The organism is Microbacterium sp. 1.5R, from assembly GCF_001889265.1.
In the GTDB taxonomy this organism is placed as follows: Bacteria; Actinomycetota; Actinomycetes; order Actinomycetales; family Microbacteriaceae; genus Microbacterium.
In genome coordinates, this window is record NZ_CP018151.1 from 642,737 (window position 1) to 658,817 (window position 16,081).

At 68.3% G+C, this 16,081-nt stretch carries 14 protein-coding genes; 11 read left to right on the forward strand and 3 right to left on the reverse strand.

All coding sequences use genetic code 11. The features are described 5' to 3' along the window. Positions 1-72: 72 nt before the first annotated feature. From BMW26_RS03020 to BMW26_RS03030, 3 genes are read left to right on the forward strand one after another with little or no spacing between them, the layout of a single operon-like run. Entirely contained in the window at positions 73-1,203 is a 1,131-nt protein-coding gene (locus BMW26_RS03020) for a Gfo/Idh/MocA family protein (RefSeq protein WP_072590731.1), read from the forward strand. Further along, complete coding sequence (locus BMW26_RS03025; protein ID WP_157557394.1) at positions 1,200-1,931, forward strand: cupin domain-containing protein; 732 nt, start codon at positions 1,200-1,202, stop codon at positions 1,929-1,931. Before BMW26_RS03020 ends, BMW26_RS03025 begins: the two co-directional genes overlap by 4 nt. Further along, positions 1,928-2,989: a Gfo/Idh/MocA family protein gene (locus BMW26_RS03030; protein ID WP_072590733.1), complete on the forward strand. Its 1,062-nt coding sequence runs from the start codon at positions 1,928-1,930 to the stop codon at positions 2,987-2,989. Before BMW26_RS03025 ends, BMW26_RS03030 begins: the two co-directional genes overlap by 4 nt. Positions 2,990-3,139: 150 nt before the next feature. On the opposite strand, the gene xylB is transcribed toward BMW26_RS03030, so the two are convergent. Both xylB and xylA read right to left on the reverse strand, forming a co-directional pair. Continuing rightward, positions 3,140-4,426 (reverse strand): xylulokinase, encoded by a 1,287-nt coding sequence (gene xylB, locus BMW26_RS03035; RefSeq protein WP_072590734.1) that lies wholly within the window; start codon positions 4,424-4,426, stop codon positions 3,140-3,142. A 5-nt stretch (positions 4,427-4,431) separates the two neighbouring features. After that, positions 4,432-5,619, reverse strand: coding sequence for a xylose isomerase (xylA, locus tag BMW26_RS03040; RefSeq protein ID WP_072590735.1), 1,188 nt, complete (start codon positions 5,617-5,619; stop codon positions 4,432-4,434). Between the two features lie 86 nt (positions 5,620-5,705). Here xylA and BMW26_RS03045 point away from each other — a divergent pair, with 86 nt between their 5' ends. The 4 genes from BMW26_RS03045 (at position 5,706) to BMW26_RS03060 (ending at position 9,434) form a co-directional block, all read left to right on the forward strand. Further along, positions 5,706-6,875 (forward strand): ROK family transcriptional regulator, encoded by a 1,170-nt coding sequence (locus BMW26_RS03045; RefSeq protein WP_053098778.1) that lies wholly within the window; start codon positions 5,706-5,708, stop codon positions 6,873-6,875. Between the two features lie 89 nt (positions 6,876-6,964). Then, positions 6,965-7,828 carry an AraC family transcriptional regulator gene (locus BMW26_RS03050; protein ID WP_072590736.1) on the forward strand — a complete coding sequence of 288 codons (864 nt, stop codon included), beginning with the start codon at positions 6,965-6,967 and terminating at the stop codon, positions 7,826-7,828. 108 nt (positions 7,829-7,936) lie between these two features. After that, positions 7,937-8,569: a GyrI-like domain-containing protein gene (locus BMW26_RS03055; RefSeq protein WP_072590737.1), complete on the forward strand. Its 633-nt coding sequence runs from the start codon at positions 7,937-7,939 to the stop codon at positions 8,567-8,569. Positions 8,570-8,636: 67 nt separating this feature from the next. Then, positions 8,637-9,434, forward strand: a complete 798-nt coding sequence (locus BMW26_RS03060) for a DUF1206 domain-containing protein (protein ID WP_072590738.1) — start codon at positions 8,637-8,639, stop codon at positions 9,432-9,434. 9 nt (positions 9,435-9,443) lie between these two features. On the opposite strand, the gene BMW26_RS03065 is transcribed toward BMW26_RS03060, so the two are convergent. After that, a complete protein-coding gene (locus tag BMW26_RS03065; RefSeq protein WP_072590739.1) occupies positions 9,444-10,091 on the reverse strand; it encodes a LysE family translocator in 648 nt (215 codons plus the stop codon). Between the two features lie 210 nt (positions 10,092-10,301). Here BMW26_RS03065 and BMW26_RS03070 point away from each other — a divergent pair, with 210 nt between their 5' ends. The 4 genes from BMW26_RS03070 (at position 10,302) to BMW26_RS03085 (ending at position 16,031) form a co-directional block, all read left to right on the forward strand. Beyond that, entirely contained in the window at positions 10,302-12,827 is a 2,526-nt protein-coding gene (locus BMW26_RS03070) for a prealbumin-like fold domain-containing protein (RefSeq protein ID WP_072590740.1), read from the forward strand. Positions 12,828-12,894: 67 nt separating this feature from the next. Next, a complete protein-coding gene (locus BMW26_RS03075) occupies positions 12,895-14,376 on the forward strand; it encodes a SpaH/EbpB family LPXTG-anchored major pilin (RefSeq protein WP_053098784.1) in 1,482 nt (493 codons plus the stop codon). Between the two features lie 102 nt (positions 14,377-14,478). After that, positions 14,479-15,441, forward strand: a complete 963-nt coding sequence (locus BMW26_RS03080; protein ID WP_056276889.1) for a class C sortase — start codon at positions 14,479-14,481, stop codon at positions 15,439-15,441. Next, a complete protein-coding gene (locus BMW26_RS03085; RefSeq protein ID WP_053098786.1) occupies positions 15,438-16,031 on the forward strand; it encodes a hypothetical protein in 594 nt (197 codons plus the stop codon). The genes BMW26_RS03080 and BMW26_RS03085 overlap by 4 nt, the downstream gene beginning before the upstream one ends. Positions 16,032-16,081 lie beyond the last annotated feature (50 nt).

Here is a 16,081-nt window from a genome sequence, read left to right on the forward strand (position 1 = left end):
GCGGGTGTCTGTCTCGATAGTATCTACTACGTCTTAGTAATACGTAGTAACACCTCATCGGGGAGGCAGCGAATGCTCAGGATCGGCATCATCGGCACCGGCGGGATCGCCGACGCGCACATCAGCGGATACCTCGCCTTCGCGGGCGACTGCGAGATCGCCGCGCTCGCCGACGTCATCCCCGGGCGGGCCGCGCAGAAGGCCGAGGCGTTCGGGCTCACGCGGGCGGCGACGTTCGATGATCCGCTCGCGATGATCGCCTCGGGTCTCGTCGACCTGGTGAGCATCGCGACCCCGCCGTCGACGCACGCCTCGCTCGCGACCGCTGCGCTCGATGCCGGCATCCACGTGCTGGTCGAGAAGCCCATGGCTCCGTCCCTCGAGGAGTGCGATGCGATGCTCGCCGCGCAGGAGCGTTCGGGCCGTGTGCTGTCCGTCGTCGCGCAGAACCGATTCCGCGACGATCTCGCCGCGCTGAAGGAGGTCGTCGACTCGGGTCTGCTCGGATCGATCTCGCACGTCCGGGTCGACTCGGCGTGGTGGCGTGGGCTGCCGTACTACGACCTCTGGTGGCGCGGCACTTGGGAGAAAGAGGGGGGCGGCTGCACGCTGAACCACGCCATCCACCACATCGACCTGCTGTTGTGGCTGCTCGGACGCCCGGCCGAGATCACGGCCATGCTCGCCAACGCGCAGCACGACAACGCCGAAGTCGAGGATCTCTCGGTCGCCGTCTTCCGCTACGAACGGGGGCTCGCGCAGCTGACCAGCTCCGTGGTGCACCACGGGGAGGAGCAGGCGATCGTGATCCAGGGGGCGAACGCCCGGGTGTCCCAGCCGTTCTCCGTCGTCGCCGAGCAGTCCCGACGCGACGGATTTCCCGCTGACGGCGGAGACCCCGAGGCCGTCGCACGCATCGAGGAGCTCGTCGCCGGCCGTGCCCCGCTCGCCCACCTCGGGCATGAGGGCCAGATCGGCGACCTGCTCAGCGCGATCCGTGAGGGGAGAGTCCCGATCGCCGGCGGACAGGACGGCCGCGATGCGGTCGAGGTGGTGACCGCGATCTACAAGTCCGGCTTCGAGCGCCAGTTCGTCTCGCTGCCGATCACGGCGTCCGATCCCTACTATCGGGCGGGACAGCTGGTGGCGAACGCCCCGCACTTCTTCGAGAAGACCGCGTCGCTCGTGGAGGCGGCATCGTGACCGCATCCTCGTTCCCCGGCGGCACATCGCTGTCGCACCTCGACGTCTACCCGGATGCCGCGCCGGACGGCATCTGCGGCGGCAGCCCTCACATGCACCTCGTCTCGACCGAGGCCTATGTCGTGATCTCCGGTGAGGGAGCCCTGCAGACGATCGACGCCGCCGGGTTCCATGAGACCCCGCTGAGGTCGGGGTCCGTCGTCTGGTTCACCCCTGGCACCATCCACCGTGCCGTGAACGGCGGCGACCTGCGGGTCGTCGTGCTGATGAGCGACGCCGGACTCCCCGAGGCGGGTGATGCGGTCATGACGTTCCCCGCCGAGATCGTGGGCGACCCCGACGCGTATGCGGCGGCGGCCTCGCTCGGAGACGATGCAGATGAACGCGCCGAGCGAGCGGCCCGACGACGTGATCTCGCCGTGACGGGATTCGAGACGCTGCGGGATGCCGTCTCGGGTGGTGATTACGGCGCGCTCCGCGCGTTCCATGCCGCCGCCGGTGTGCTCGTACGCCACCGCGCCGAGGCGTGGGGCGACCTCGTGCGCCAGGGTCCGCTGGCTCAGGCCGAGCGCTCGGTGGCGCTCGCCGATGCCGTGGCATCCGGTTCGGTGGCGCACCTGGCCGATGCTCGCGTGCACGAAGCCGTACCCTCGGGGGGAGACCGCGGATTCGGCATGTGCGGACGCCTGCGCACCTATGACATGAACCACGAGGAGACCCGGCGATGACCCGCACCTACACCTTCGATCCGCTCCCCGAACCTGTCGTCGCACCCGGCGAGTTCGTCTTCGCCGCGATCGGACTGGATCACGGTCACATCGTCGGCATGGTCGAGCAGCTGATCGAGGCCGGCGCGACCCTTTCGCTGGTCTTCGACGAGGACCCGGTGAAGATCGCCGACTTCCTCGAACGCTTCCCGCAGGCGCGTGCCGCCGCGAGCGAGCAGGAGGTGCTCGACGACTCGGAGGTGCGGCTCGTCGCCAGTGCATCGATCGCGAATCGGCGGGCTCCACTCGGCGTGCGCGTGCTCGACGCGGGCAAGGACTTCTTCGCCGACAAACCCGCCATCACGACGATGCACGACCTCGATGCCGCTCGAGAAGCCGTCGAGCGCACCGGGCGGAAGTTCGCCGTGTACTACGGCGAGCGCGTGCATTCCGAGGCGGCGATCCTCGCCGGCCAGCTGATCGATCGGGGCGCGATCGGCACCGTGCTGCAGGTCGCGTCGTTCGGCCCCCATCGCATCGGCACGGGGCGGCCCGACTGGTTCTACGACCCCGAGCAGTACGGCGGCATCATCTGCGACATCGGCAGTCACAACTTCGAGCAGATGCTGTACTACACGGGCGCGACGACCGGCGAGATCGCGAGCTCGACCGTCGCCAACTACGCGCACCCCGACACTCCGGGCCTGCAGGACTTCGGAGACGCCCACGTCGTGCTCGACAACGGCACCACCGGCTACGTGCGCGTCGACTGGTTCACCCCGGCGGGGCTCGACGTCTTCGGCGACGGTCGCACCGTGCTGCTCGGCACCGACGGATACATCGAATTGCGCAAGTACACCGACATCACGACCGACAACGGCGGCGGACAGGTGCTGCTCGTCGATCAGGACGGACAGTTCCGCTTCGACGCGACAGGGAAGACGGGGTTCCCCTTCTTCGGTCAGCTGATCCGCGACTGCATCGACCGCACCGAGCACGCGATGACACAGGCGCACGCCTTCACGGCGGCGGAGCTGAGCATCATCGCCCAGCGGGACGCCAGGGTGCTGGCCGGCTGACGGCATCCGCCTCGCTCGTGTGCTCGGTCGTTCGGTCGCCCGCTCGGGAGGAGAACTGCGCTTCGGGAGGACGGATGCGGCGAACGCACCCCGTCGGGAGGAGATCTCCTCCCGACGGGGTGCGTTCCGGCGGGGTGCGTTCCGGCGGGATCAGCCGACGAGCTGTGATGCCTGCCGGGCGGCGCCGAGCGCGACGTACTCGCCGGGCTCGGGCACCTCGACCGGCAGGCCGAGGATCTCCGGCGCGACGCGACGCACGGCCTCCGACTGCGCTCCGCCGCCGATCAGCAGGGCGCGTTCGAGCGGGATGCCGAGATCGCGCAGTGCATCGAGCCCGGCGCCGAGTCCTCGGAGCATCCCCTCGACGGCGGCGCGGGCGAGATTCTCCCTCGTCGTCGAGGCGAGGGTCATCCCCGAGAGGGAGGCCGTGGCATCCGGCAGATTCGGGGTGCGCTCGCCCTCGAAGTAGGGGAGCAGAGTGAGGCCGCCCGCGCCGGGGGCGGCCCGCAGCGCGAGGTCGCTGAACTCGCTGTGCGTGACCCCGAGCAGCGCAGCGGTCACGTCGACCACCCGCGCGGCGTTGAGCGTGGCGACGAGAGGCAGGAAGTTGCCCGAGGCATCGGCGAAGCCCGCGACGGTCCCGGTCGGGTCACTCAGAGGAGTGGTGCTGATGGCGCAGACCGTGCCCGAGGTGCCGATCGACACGACCACATCACCCGGCACGGCGCCGAGTCCGAGCGCGGCGGCCGCGTTGTCACCCGCTCCCGCACCGACGCGCCGGTCGTCGGCATCCGTCACCCACTCGTCGTGGGCGAGCACCCGGGGGAGGATCGCGTCATGGCCGAGCGCCGCCACCAGCAGCTCGCGGTCATAGTCGCCCGTCGACGGGTTCCAGTATCCGGTGCCGGAGGCGTCGGACCGATCGGTCACCAGCTCGTCGAGCGCGGGGTTGTCGGGTCCGAACCCGCGTAGACGCCACGTCAGCCAGTCGTGCGGCAGAGCGACGGCGGCGACCCGTGCCGCGTTCTCCGGTTCGTGGTCGCGCAGCCAGCGCAGCTTGGTGATCGTGAACGAGGCGACGGGCACGAGGCCGGTGCGGTCGGCGAGTTCGGACGCACCGAACTCGCCGATCAGATCCTGCGCCGCACCGGCGGAACGTGTGTCGTTCCACAGCACCGCGTCGCGGATCACCGCGCCCGACTCGTCGAGCGCGACGAGGCCGTGCTGCTGCCCGCCGATCGACCACGCGGCGATGTCGTCGAGCGACCCCGCCTCCGCGATCGCGGCGTTCAGCGCCTGCCACCAGGCTTCGGGGTCGACCGACGTCCCCTCCGGGTGCGACGCGCGACCGGAGCGGACGACCGCCCCGGTCGACGTGTCGACGACGACGACCTTGCACGACTGGGTCGACGAGTCGACCCCGAGAACCAGTGGCATGACGATCAGCGAGCGCCGAGCAGGTGCTCGGTCGCGAGCTGCTGCAGCCGGACGAACCCGAAGCCCTTGCCGCCGAAGTACGAGTTCGCGTCGAAGTCCTCGTATGCCGAGCGATCGGCGAGGAAGTCGTTGTAGCTCTCTCCGGGGTTGAGGGTCGGCGTCGAGAGCTCGTCGACGCGGGCGGCGGCGAGCGCCTCCTGCACCTCGGGGTCGGCGCGGAATGCGGCCGCCCGCTCCTTGAGCAGCAGGTACGTGCGCATGTTCGCGGCGGCCGACTCCCACACGCCCTTCTCGTCTTCGGTGCGGCTCGGCTTGTAGTCGAAGTGACGGGGGCCGTCGTAGGCGGGCACTCCACCGGGGCCGCCGTTCTCGAGCAGATCGACGAGCGAGAAGGCGTTGTGCAGGTCGCCGTGTCCGAAGACGAGGTCCTGGTCGTACTTGATGCCGCGCTGGCCGTTGAGATCGATGTGGAAGAGCTTGCCGTGGAACAGCGCCTGAGCGATGCCCGCGGTGAAGTTGAGTCCTGCCATCTGCTCGTGCCCGACCTCGGGGTTCACGCCGACGAGCTCAGGGCGCTCGAGCGAGTCGATGAAGGCGATGGCGTGGCCCAGCGTCGGCAGCAGGATGTCGCCGCGCGGCTCGTTGGGCTTCGGCTCGATCGCGAAGCGGATGTCGTAGCCCTTGTCGGTGACGTAGTCGCCGAGCAGGTTGACGGCCTCGCGGTAGCGCTCGAGCGCCTGGCGGATGTCCTTGGCGGAGTCGTACTCGGCACCCTCGCGGCCACCCCACATGACGAAGGTCTTGGCCCCGAGCTCGGCACCGAGATCGAGCTGACGGAACACCTTGCGGAGCGCATAGCGGCGCACGTCGCGGTCGTTCGAGGTGAAACCGCCGTCCTTGAAGATCGGCGCGCTGAAGAGGTTGGTGGTGACCATCGGCACGACGAGGCCGGTGTCGGAGAGCGCACCCTTCAGGCGGTCGATCTGAGTCTGGCGCTCGGCATCGGTCGAGCCGAAGGCGAACAGGTCGTCGTCGTGGAAGGTCAGGCCGTACGCGCCGAGCTCGGCGAGCTTCTCGACGGCGTGCACCACGTCGAGCGCCGGGCGCGTGGGGCCGCCGAACGGGTCGGCGCCGTTGTAGCCGACGGTCCACAGGCCGAAGGAGAACTTGTCGTCACGGGTGGGGGTGGTCATGGCTGCTCCTGTGCAGGTCATCGAATAAGTTGTGATTCACAACATATCTCATGACAGAAGGTGCGTCCACCCCCTACAGTGAAGGGATGCCGACGCAGCCGAGCCCCGCGCTGGGCACCCGCCCGCACAACCTCGCCCTCCTCCTGCGGCTCGTGCACGAGAACGGCGCGCAGTCGAGAGCCGCGCTGACCGAGCAGACCGGGCTCAACCGCTCGACGATCGCCGACCTCGTCGCAGAGCTCGTCAGACGCGGTCTCGTCGACGAGCGCATACCCGACGTACCCGGCCGTGTGGGGCGTCCCTCACCGGTCGTGACGGCGTCGGCTCGCGTCGTCGCCATCGCGGTGAACCCTGAGGTCGACGCGATCGAGATCGCTGCGATCGGCCTCGACCGCAGCATCGTCCTGCGCGAGCGCCTGCCGAACGAGACCGTTCCGACGCCGGATGCGGTGGTGTCGACGATCGCCGATCGCATCGCCGCCTGGCGCGAAGGGGCGCTCGCCGCGGCACGGATCGCGGCGATCGGTGTCGCGGTCCCCGGCCTCGTGCGAACATCCGACGGTGTCGTGCGCAATGCGCCTCATCTCGGCTGGACCGATGTGCCGCTCGCCGATCTCGTCCGTTCGGCGACGGCGTCTGCGGCTTTCGTCGACAACGACGCCACGCTCGGAGCCATCGCCGAGCACCGCTACGGCGCCGGCCGGGGGATCGACGACGTGGTCTACCTGAACGGAGGTGCGTCGGGTATCGGAGGCGGACTGATCATCCACGGGAGGCCGGTCGCCGGGGCGGGTGGGTACGCGGGGGAGTTCGGTCAGAACAGACCCCGGATCTCGGCAGACGCCGACCGCCGCACTCGCGACGGTGTGCTCGAGGCCGAGGTGAGCCGCCGGCTGCTTCTCGATGCGGTCGGCCTCGACTCGGCCGACGATGAGACGCTCGCCGCCGAGCTCTCCGAATCCGACTCGCCGGTGGTGGCCGCCGAGATCACGCGTCAGGCGCATGTGCTCGCGAGCGCGCTGGCCAATGCCGTGAACGTGCTCAATCCTGCTCTCGTGGTGCTGGGCGGATTCCTCGCCACCCTCGCCGATCTGCGGGCGGATCAGATCGTCGACGATGTGACGGCGCTCGCGATGTCGGAGAGCGCCGAGGCGCTCGAGATCCGCCCGGCCGCTCTCGGCGCTGACAGGCTGCTGATCGGCGCGGCCGAGCTGGCATTCGCCGACCTGCTCGCCGATCCGGGCGAGCGGAGCTGACCTCCGAGAGGCGATCGATCGGATCCGACACGGAAAGTCGGGTCGCAGATCGCCCTCGGGCCGCACGATGGTGGGGAAAGGAGGACCTCATGATCGGAACGCTCAACGCACTGGTCGATCTCGTCGAGGCGGGCACCGGCGACGAGATCGACGTCGCCGGGTTCGCTCGCGTGCACGGCACGACGGAGTACCACCTGCGCCGGATGTTCTCGGCTCTGGCGGGGATGCCGCTGTCAGAATACGTCCGCCGTCGGCGGATGACGCTGGCCGGCGCAGAACTCGCCGCCGGCGCCCCGAACGTGCTCGACGTCGCCGTGCGACACGGGTACGGCTCGATCGAGGCGTTCGGCCGCGCGTTCCGCGCCGTGCACGGGATCAGCCCGGTCGATGCGCGCCGAGACGGGGGTCCTCTCCGCACACAACCCACGCTTCGGTTCCGCCTGAGCGTCGAAGGGAGCACCCCGATGCACGTCACCATCACCACCACCCCCGAGCTCGTCCTCGTCGGCCATGCCGCACGAGTGCCGCTCATCCACGAGGGCACCAATCCGCACATCCAGGCGCACATCTCCTCGATCGCCCCGGAGGAGCATGCTCGCCTCAAGGCGCTGAGCGATGCGCAGCCCGAGGGGATCCTGGCCATCACGGGGGACATCGCTCAGGATGCGCCGGAGGGCACCGAGCTCACCTACCTGCACGGAGTCTCCGTGCGGCCGACCACCTCGGTGCCCGACGATCTCGATGTCGTGAGGGTCGAGGCGGGCGCCTGGGCGGTCTTCGCCGCCACGGGGCCGTTCCCTGAGACCCTGCAGACACTGTGGGCGGCGACGGCGACGGAGTGGTTCCCGTCGAATCCGTGGCGGCTGCGGCCCGCGCCCTCGATCGTCCGGTATCTCGAGTTCACCGGGACGCACGCGTCCTGCGAGCTGTGGCTCGCGGTCGAGCCCGCCTGAGCGCGTCAGGGTGGTCGGCGCGGATGCGCGCCGACCACCCTGACGTCCGTCGCCCGTGCGACACTGTGCCGACGGACGGATGCCGATTCCGCCGTGAGAGGACCCGCGATGGCGCTCGACCCGAAGAAGACCCTCGACGCCTATCAGGCGAAGCACGGGGAGTTCCGCATCCTCGATGTTCCCCCGATGCAGTATCTGATGGTCGACGGGGCGGGCGATCCCAACACCGCCCAGGCATACCAGGACGCAGTGTCCGCACTCTTCCCTATCGCCTACGCGCTCAAGTTCGCGAGCAGGGAGCAGCTCGGGATCGACACGGTCGTGATGCCGCTCGAGGGGCAGTGGCACGCGCCCGACATGGAGTCGTTCACATCGCGCCGCGACAAATCGGCGTGGCGGTGGACTCTCCTGATCATGGTGCCCGACCACATCGCCCCGGAGATGTTCGACCACGCGGTCGACACGGTCGAGGCGAAGCTGGCGAAGAAGAAGCAGCCTGCACCCGCCCTCCGCTCCGTGCGTCTCGAGACCCTCGACGAAGGGCTCAGCGTGCAGACGCTCCATATCGGCTCCTACGACGACGAGGCCCCGGTGCTCGACGGGCTGCACCATCGATTCATCCCCGAGAACGGCCTGTCGATGACGGGCCTGCACCACGAGATCTACCTCAGCGATGTCCGACGGGTCGAACCGGCGAAGCTCCGGACGATCCTGCGCCAACCCGTCGAGAGGGCGACCTGACGAGGGCGGCTCTCAGCGACGACGCAACCCCCTCCGACGTCTTCGCGCCGACAGATATCCTGCTCGGATGACCTCAGCGAAGGGTGCCGCGCGCACGGCGCAGCGATCCGATGCCTTCCGGCGCGTGGCGCGGGCGGGATTCGTGGTGATCGGCCTCGTGCACATCATCATCGGGGCGATCGCCGTGTCGATCGCCAGCGGCGGCGGTGGAGACGCCGATCAGGACGGCGCGATGGAGCAGATCCGCTCGACGCCCGTCGGCGGGCTGGTCCTCGGCGTGATCGCGGTGGCCCTGATCGCGCTCGCTGTCTGGCAGGTCGCCAGCGGTCTCCTCACCGGCGGCAAGGAGACCAGGAAGTGGGGGATGAGGATCAAGCTGATCGGCATCGCGGGCGCGTACCTCGTGATCGCCGGCTTGGCCCTGATCTTCGCCTTCGGCGGGCACGTCGAATCCGAAGACACCTCTCGGGCGCTCAGCGCCGTCGTGCTCTCGGCGCCGGGTGGCATCGTGGCGCTCATCGTCCTCGGTCTGACCGTCGCGGGTGTCGGCATCGGATTCATCGTCATCGGATTCACTCGGGGCTTCGAGAAGACGATGGATGTCCCGACGGGCCCGTCGCGGCCCGGGATCGTCGCCCTCGGAGTCGCCGGCTACATCGCCAAGGGAATCGCGATCGCGGTCACCGGAGCGCTCTTCGTGGTGGCCGCGTGGACGCAGGATCCGCAGAAGGCCGCTGGTCTCGATGCGGCTCTGCGGAGCCTCGTCGACCTGCCCCTGGGCCGAGCGATCCTCTGGCTCGTCGGGGTCGGACTCGCGATCTACGGCGTCTTCTCGATGGTCCGCGCCCGCTTCGCGCGTATGTGAGTCTCGGCCTCAGGCGTTCGCAGGCTTGTCGTTCCACAGCAGGAGGAACGCGCCGAGCCCGATCATGAGCACGCCGCCGGTGGCGCCCATCGCCTCGATGCGTCGCGGAGAGCGTCCGAACCATTCGCGCGCGGCGCTCGCCAGCAGCACCCAGATCGCATCGCAGGCCACTCCGATCGCGACGACGATCGTGCCGAGCACGAAGAGCTGCATCGGCACCGACCCTGCGTGCAGGTCGACGAACTGAGGAAGGATCGCCAGGAAGAAGGCGATCGACTTGGGGTTGGTGACCCCGACGACGAACCCCTCACCGAGCAGACGCACGCCTGATCGCCGTGCCACAGGTCCTGTCACCGTGGCCGCGGCATCTTTTCGATGCCGGATGGCCTGGACGCCGAGGAAGACGAGGTAGCCGGCGCCCAGCACCTTCACGATCGTGAACAGCACGATCGACTGCGCCACGACGGTGCCGACGCCCAAGGCGACGGCGACGACGAGCAGGATCGAGCCGAGCGCCGTGCCCAGGATGCTGAGGAACCCGCCCAGTCTCCCCAGGGCCATCGCCCGGCCGATCGTGAACAGCACTGTCGGTCCGGGGATCACGACCATGACGAACGCGGCCACGACGAAGGTCGCGAGGGTCTCGGCGCTGAACATGGTGCGAGCTTAGGGCAGCCCGAAGAGCCCCCCCGAAAAGTTTTCTCCCTCGCCCGTCATAAAAAGTCCGCGCCGGGGTCTGGGTATGTGACGGGCGGCTTCTGCTTCCTGTCTCGCACTGGGGACACACACGACTTTCGGGGACAGGCATCCGCCTCTCGCGCTCCGCCGTATCCGGCGGGCCGAGGGCATGCCGGGATTGGGACATTCATGAGCATTCGCTCGCACCACCGCACGACGGAGCGGTCATTACGCTCCGCAGTCGCGCCTCGCCGACGGGCGATCACGCGGCTGCTCGGCGTGCTCGCCATCGCCGGCGTGCTCGTCGCCGGAGCGACGCTCGCCCCCAACAGTGGAATCACAGCCGCGGCGACGGTGCCCGGCACACCGGGAACGCCTCAGCCGGGTACTCCGGTGTACACCGAGGACTTCTCGAATCAGAGCGCAGCACTCGCCGCACGGTCGATCACCACCTACGTCGGCGGTGCGGCAGCCGCGAACTCGACGTACACGGCTTCGACGCAGTACACCCCGGCCGGCAACCAGTGCAACGGCTGGATCATGAGCGGTGCGACTCCGACGGCGCCCGTCACTGACCTGGGCTGCCTGAACAACGTCAGCACGACGTGGACGACGCTGCAGCAGATGGCTCGTGCACTCGGAGTCGCGCAGGGCCAGACGACGACGCAGGCCGCGACCAACCAGGTGCTGACGTCGTACACGAATGCGACGAACGGAGCGATCGCCGCGGGCACGCAGTTCCGCACGGTCAACACCATCCCGGCCATCGGCGGTCACTACTACGCGGTCTCCGCATACTTCGCTGCGGTCAACTGTCCCGCAGCCGGCGGAGCGAACCAGCCCAAGGAGACCTTCAGCCTCCTCGTGAACGGCACCCCGATCGTGCTCAGCACGGGACTCAACCCCTGCACGAACAACACGGTCTGGGAGACGCAGATCGCGAAGCTGCAGTCCGCGGCATACCAGGTGCCGGTCGGAACCACGGCGAACCTCGGTCTGATGCTCTACAACGCGACGGCCACCGGCGCGGGCAACGACGTCGCCTTCGATCTGCCGCAGATCGTCGATGTGACCCCGCAGCTCGACAAGGCGTTCAGCCCGACCGTGATCACCAACGGCTCGACGTCGAAGATGACGCTGACCGTCACGAACACGACCGACCTGATGGCCAAGAGCGATTGGACCATCACCGACGCGCTGCCGACGAACCTCAAGATCGCGGCGGCCCCGAACGTCGGCGGCACCTGCACGCAGCGCACCGGTGCGGCTTATGTGGTCACGGCGCCGGCCGGCGGAACCTCGGTGTCGGTCACCGGCGGCGACCTCGCCCTTGGACAGGCATCGTGCACGATCACGGTCGATGTCACTTCGACGGTGAACGGCACCTACATCAACGGCCCCGCCAACATCACGACGAACCTGAACCCGCCGGCCAACGCGTCGCTCGAGGTCATCCAGCCGTCGATCGACATCGTCAAGAGCATCACCGCCGTGAACGGCGTCGCCGTGACGAGCGACACCGATCCCGACAAGGTGTACTCGAAGGTCGGCGACGTCATCACCTACAGCTTCGTGGCGACCAACACGACTCCCAAGGCCGCGACGAACACGACGCTCAACACGAACCTCACGAACGTGCGGATCACCGAGGACACGTTCTCGGGTGCGGGCGACATGACGACGCTGTCCTGCACACCGATTCAGGGATCCACACTCGCCAGTGGCGCCACGATGACCTGCACGGCCACCTACGTGGTGCAGCAGGCGGACCTCGACAGCGCTCCGCTGACGAACGTCGCACGGGCCACCGGAACGCCGGCGGTCGGACCGAACGTCACGGACACCGATGACGAGATCATCCCCGCCACCTGGACGCCCGCTCTCGTGCTCGACAAGACCGCCTCGGTCGTGGACATCGATCAGGACGGCGTGACCGGGCTCGGCGACCACATCATGTACGCGTTCACCGTCACCAACACCGGAAACATCACGGTCGCGAACATCACCGTGGTCGATGACCGCCTGACGCAGCGCAACATCACCGTCACCTGCACGCCCACGACGATCGCGCCGACCCAGATCTCGACGTGCGCCGCGAATGCGCCGTACGTCATAGGCCAGGCAGACGTCGACGCGAAGAAGGTCATCAACACGGCCTACTCCACGGGAACCGACCCCAAGGGCGGTCCGGTGCGCTCGAACAACGACAGCACCGAGACCCCCGTCGAGCCGTTCCGCATCCCGCTGAAGATCGAGAAGGTCGGCGAAGCCGCAGCGAACACCTGGGTGCGCATGGACGGCTCCTCGTTCGCGGTGCTCGCAGACGCGAACGGGCAGCCGGGCACGGCGCTTCCGTTCACCATCAACGGGGTCGAGACCGGTCTGTTCCAGATCGACAGCATCCCGGCCGGCACGTACTGGTTGAGCGAGCTGACGGCACCCGACGGGTTCAGCCTGCTCGCCGCTCCCGTGAAGTTCGTCATCAACCCGGACCGCACGGTGAGCATCACCGCAGGCGGCGATCAGGCGGTGACCTCCACCGGTCAGATCATCACGGTGCGCGACGTGCCGGCGCTGACCCTTCCGACCACCGGAGGGACGGGCGCACTGCCCTACATCCTCGCCGGTTCCCTGACCGTGCTCGGCGCGGGCGGGCTGGCCCTCTGGGTCCGCCGACGCAACACACGTGCCGACACCACAGACCCGCAGATCTGATCTGCACTTCTCACAATCCACCATCTGCAACCCACCAGGGCGACCTGGCCACCTAGAGAGAGACACAGTGAACACTCCCAACAACGGACGCGGATCCCGCGTCGCGGCAGGTCTGCTCGTCGCAGGCGTCGCCGCGCTGACCCTCGCAGCGCCTGCAAGCGCCGCGACGCCCAACCTCGTCGACCCGGACGCCGTCGGTTCGCTGACGATCCACAAGTTCGAGGCACCCGAGACGCCCACCGGCCTGCCGAACGACGGCACCGAGCAGAACGTCGCACTGGCACCGCTGCCGGGCGTGGGCTTCACGGTCTACAAGGTCGACACGATCGACCTGACGAGCAACCAGGGCTGGGTCGACGCGAACGATCTCGCCGACCTGAACCCCGACAGCGTCGCTGACATCACGGCTGCCGGATACACGGCCAGCGCGATCGGCGGTCAGACCCTGACCGACGCGAACGGTGAGATCGCCCTGGCGAACCTCGACCTCGGCCTCTACTTCGTGGTGGAGACCGCTCCGCTCGCTGGCTCCACCGGCGTGGCCCCGTTCCTCGTGACGGTCCCGCTGACGGACCCGGCCGATGACAGCACGTGGCTGTACGACGTGCACGTCTACCCGAAGAACGCCCTCACCGAGGCGACCAAGACCGTCGAGGACTCGGCCGACATCAAGCTCGGCGACGAGATCGACTTCACGATCACGGCAGGCATCCCCAACGTCGCAGTCATCGACGGCTACAAGATCGTCGACACGCTAGACGCCAAGCTCGACTACGTGAGCGCCGCTGTGACGCTCGTCGACGGAACCCCGCTCGCTGCGGGTGACTACACGGTCGTCCACGACGCCGCCACCAACGCGGTGACGGTCGAGTTCACCGCCGCGGGTCGCGCAGTTCTCGCGGCTCACCCGGCCACCGAGGTTCAGGTCGTCATCACCGCCGAGGTAAACACGGTCGGCGAGATCGCCAACACGGCAGTGCTCTACCCGAACGCCGGTTCGTACACGGTCGCACCGGGCGAGCCCGGCGGACCCACCGTCACCCCCGAGGTCATCACCAAGTGGGGCGACATCACGGTCGAGAAGACCGACAAGGCCGGCGCACCGCTCACCGGTGCAGTGTTCTCGGTGTACCCGACCCAGCAGGACGCGATCGACGGCACCAACGCCATCGCGCTCGCCGGTTCGACCGAGTTCGCGGTCGCCGCTGACGGCACCGTGACCATCTCGGGTCTGCGCTACTCCGACTGGGCTGACAACGCCACCGTCGCCGTGGGCGAAGACGGCTACCAGTCGTACTGGCTCGCTGAGATCGTCGCACCCGACGGATTCGAGCTGCTCGCAGCTCCGATCGAGTTCACCGTCACCGCCGCCACCTCGGCTGTGGGCGTCGACCTCGAGGTCGTCAACGTTCCCTCGAACGCCGGCTTCACCCTGCCGCTGACCGGTGGCACCGGCACGACCCTGTTCCTCGCCGGCGGCGTCATGCTGCTCGGTGGAGCGGTCCTGCTCGCCATCCGCAGCCGTCGCAAGGCCGCAGCACAGGCGTAACCCGAAAGACCGGCCGTGCGGGGGAGGTGAAGAGATCCCTTCCCCCGCACGGCCCATTCGTTTCCACCTACTTCTTCTCCAGCTCCGATCAGAAAGCGCAGCATGACCCTCATCGACGCGTCCGCACCGGACGCCCCAGCGCGACCCGCTACGGGTGCCACCGCCCAGAAGGCGCGGTGGGGATGGAGCCAGTCGATCGTCATGCTCATCGCGACCATCGGCATCGTGGTCCTCGTCTACCCGACCGCGGCCTCCTGGTTCTCGGCCTGGTCTCACGACACCGACGTCGACGGGTACATCCAGTCCGTCGAGCAGATCCCCGATGAGGCGGTCGACGAGATGCTCGCCGCCGCTGAGGAGTACAACGAGAATCTTCCGACCGGGCCGCTGCGCGACCCGTATGCCCTCGGAGCAGACGGACAGCAGACGGCGATCGGCGAGGGTGCTTCGGCGTACTTCGACACTCTGACCACCGAGGGAACCGACACGATGGCGCGGATTCGCATTCCGAGCATCCACGTCGATCTGCCGGTCTTCCACGGCACCGATGAAGACACACTGTCTCGCGGTATCGGGCACCTCTACGGCTCATCGCTTCCTGTCGGTGGACCGGGGACGCATTCGGTGCTCACCGGCCACAACGGCTTCGTGCAGGCCACCCTCTTCGATGACATCGATGAACTCGTCGAGGGCGACGTCATCATCGTCAGCGCACTGGGCGAAGACCTCTACTACGAGGTCGATCAGACCAAGACCGTGCTTCCCGACGACGCGGAAGACCTGCGTCAGGTCGCAGGCAAGGACTACCTCACGCTCGTCACGTGCACGCCCACCGGCGTCAACACGCACCGCCTGCTCGTGCGCGCAGAGCGCATCGATGCTCCGACCGAGGACTCCGCCGTGACGACCATCGCGGACACCACCGACCCCGCCGGCTTCCCGTGGTGGGCACTGCTCGTCGTCGGGGTGCCGGCACTCACGTTCATCGTCGTCAAGCCTCGCCGTGCCCGGAAGAACCGCAGCGGCCGACGAGCGACGCACGTGTCCGCTGGCTCCGACTCATGACGGTCGACGTCGCAGTGGACCGCACCGCCGCGAACGGCGACGAACCCGGCGAGCCCGTGACACGCCGCCGCCCGCGGCGACGTATCGGTCTGCTGTCGACCAGCATCCTGCTCGTCGGACTGGGAGCATCCTTCCTCTCCGCATCCGTGCTCGCCCCCGATGCGGTCGACAAAGTGACCGGTGACGTCAAAGTCTCGGTGCTGAAGACATTCCATGAGGTCTTCGCGCCCGACGAGCTTCCCGTCATCAGGCTCGGGGTCGAGGGCGGGATGGTCGAGCTCGACCGATGCGACGGCACGTTCACCGAGATGGTCAGCTACCGCATCGACGACGTGCTGCCGCTGTTCGCCGCACACAACAACTGCGGGGGAGACGTGATCCTCGGCTGGGAGCTCGGTCAGCGGGTCACCGTCGAGGGCTCCGACGTGATCTACGAGGTGGTCGAGGAGCGGCACACGCCCAAGTGGTCGAACGTCGAAGAACTCACCGGTATGACGGGGGAGTTCATGGTCCAGACGTGCTTCTACGGCGAGAACAAGATGCGCTTCCTGTCGCTCGCGCCCGTGGACCCGGCGGCGAGCGGCAGCTGATGTCCTGCACAGCGAGAATCTCGGGTTCTGACCGTCACGATTTCCGGTCA

Excerpts from the sequence above, each read along its gene's own strand:
- BMW26_RS03020 (WP_072590731.1), top strand. The coding sequence starts at position 73 with ATGCTCAGGATCGGCATCATCGGCACCGGCGGGATCGCCGACGCGCAC.
- BMW26_RS03030 (WP_072590733.1), top strand. The coding sequence starts at position 1,928 with ATGACCCGCACCTACACCTTCGATCCGCTCCCCGAACCTGTCGTCGCA.
- xylB (WP_072590734.1), bottom strand. The coding sequence starts at position 4,426 with ATGCCACTGGTTCTCGGGGTCGACTCGTCGACCCAGTCGTGCAAGGTC.
- xylA (WP_072590735.1), bottom strand. The coding sequence starts at position 5,619 with ATGACCACCCCCACCCGTGACGACAAGTTCTCCTTCGGCCTGTGGACC.
- BMW26_RS03045 (WP_053098778.1), top strand. The coding sequence starts at position 5,706 with ATGCCGACGCAGCCGAGCCCCGCGCTGGGCACCCGCCCGCACAACCTC.
- BMW26_RS03050 (WP_072590736.1), top strand. The coding sequence starts at position 6,965 with ATGATCGGAACGCTCAACGCACTGGTCGATCTCGTCGAGGCGGGCACC.
- BMW26_RS03055 (WP_072590737.1), top strand. The coding sequence starts at position 7,937 with ATGGCGCTCGACCCGAAGAAGACCCTCGACGCCTATCAGGCGAAGCAC.
- BMW26_RS03060 (WP_072590738.1), top strand. The coding sequence starts at position 8,637 with ATGACCTCAGCGAAGGGTGCCGCGCGCACGGCGCAGCGATCCGATGCC.
- BMW26_RS03065 (WP_072590739.1), bottom strand. The coding sequence starts at position 10,091 with ATGTTCAGCGCCGAGACCCTCGCGACCTTCGTCGTGGCCGCGTTCGTC.
- BMW26_RS03070 (WP_072590740.1), top strand. The coding sequence starts at position 10,302 with ATGAGCATTCGCTCGCACCACCGCACGACGGAGCGGTCATTACGCTCC.
- BMW26_RS03080 (WP_056276889.1), top strand. The coding sequence starts at position 14,479 with ATGACCCTCATCGACGCGTCCGCACCGGACGCCCCAGCGCGACCCGCT.
- BMW26_RS03085 (WP_053098786.1), top strand. The coding sequence starts at position 15,438 with ATGACGGTCGACGTCGCAGTGGACCGCACCGCCGCGAACGGCGACGAA.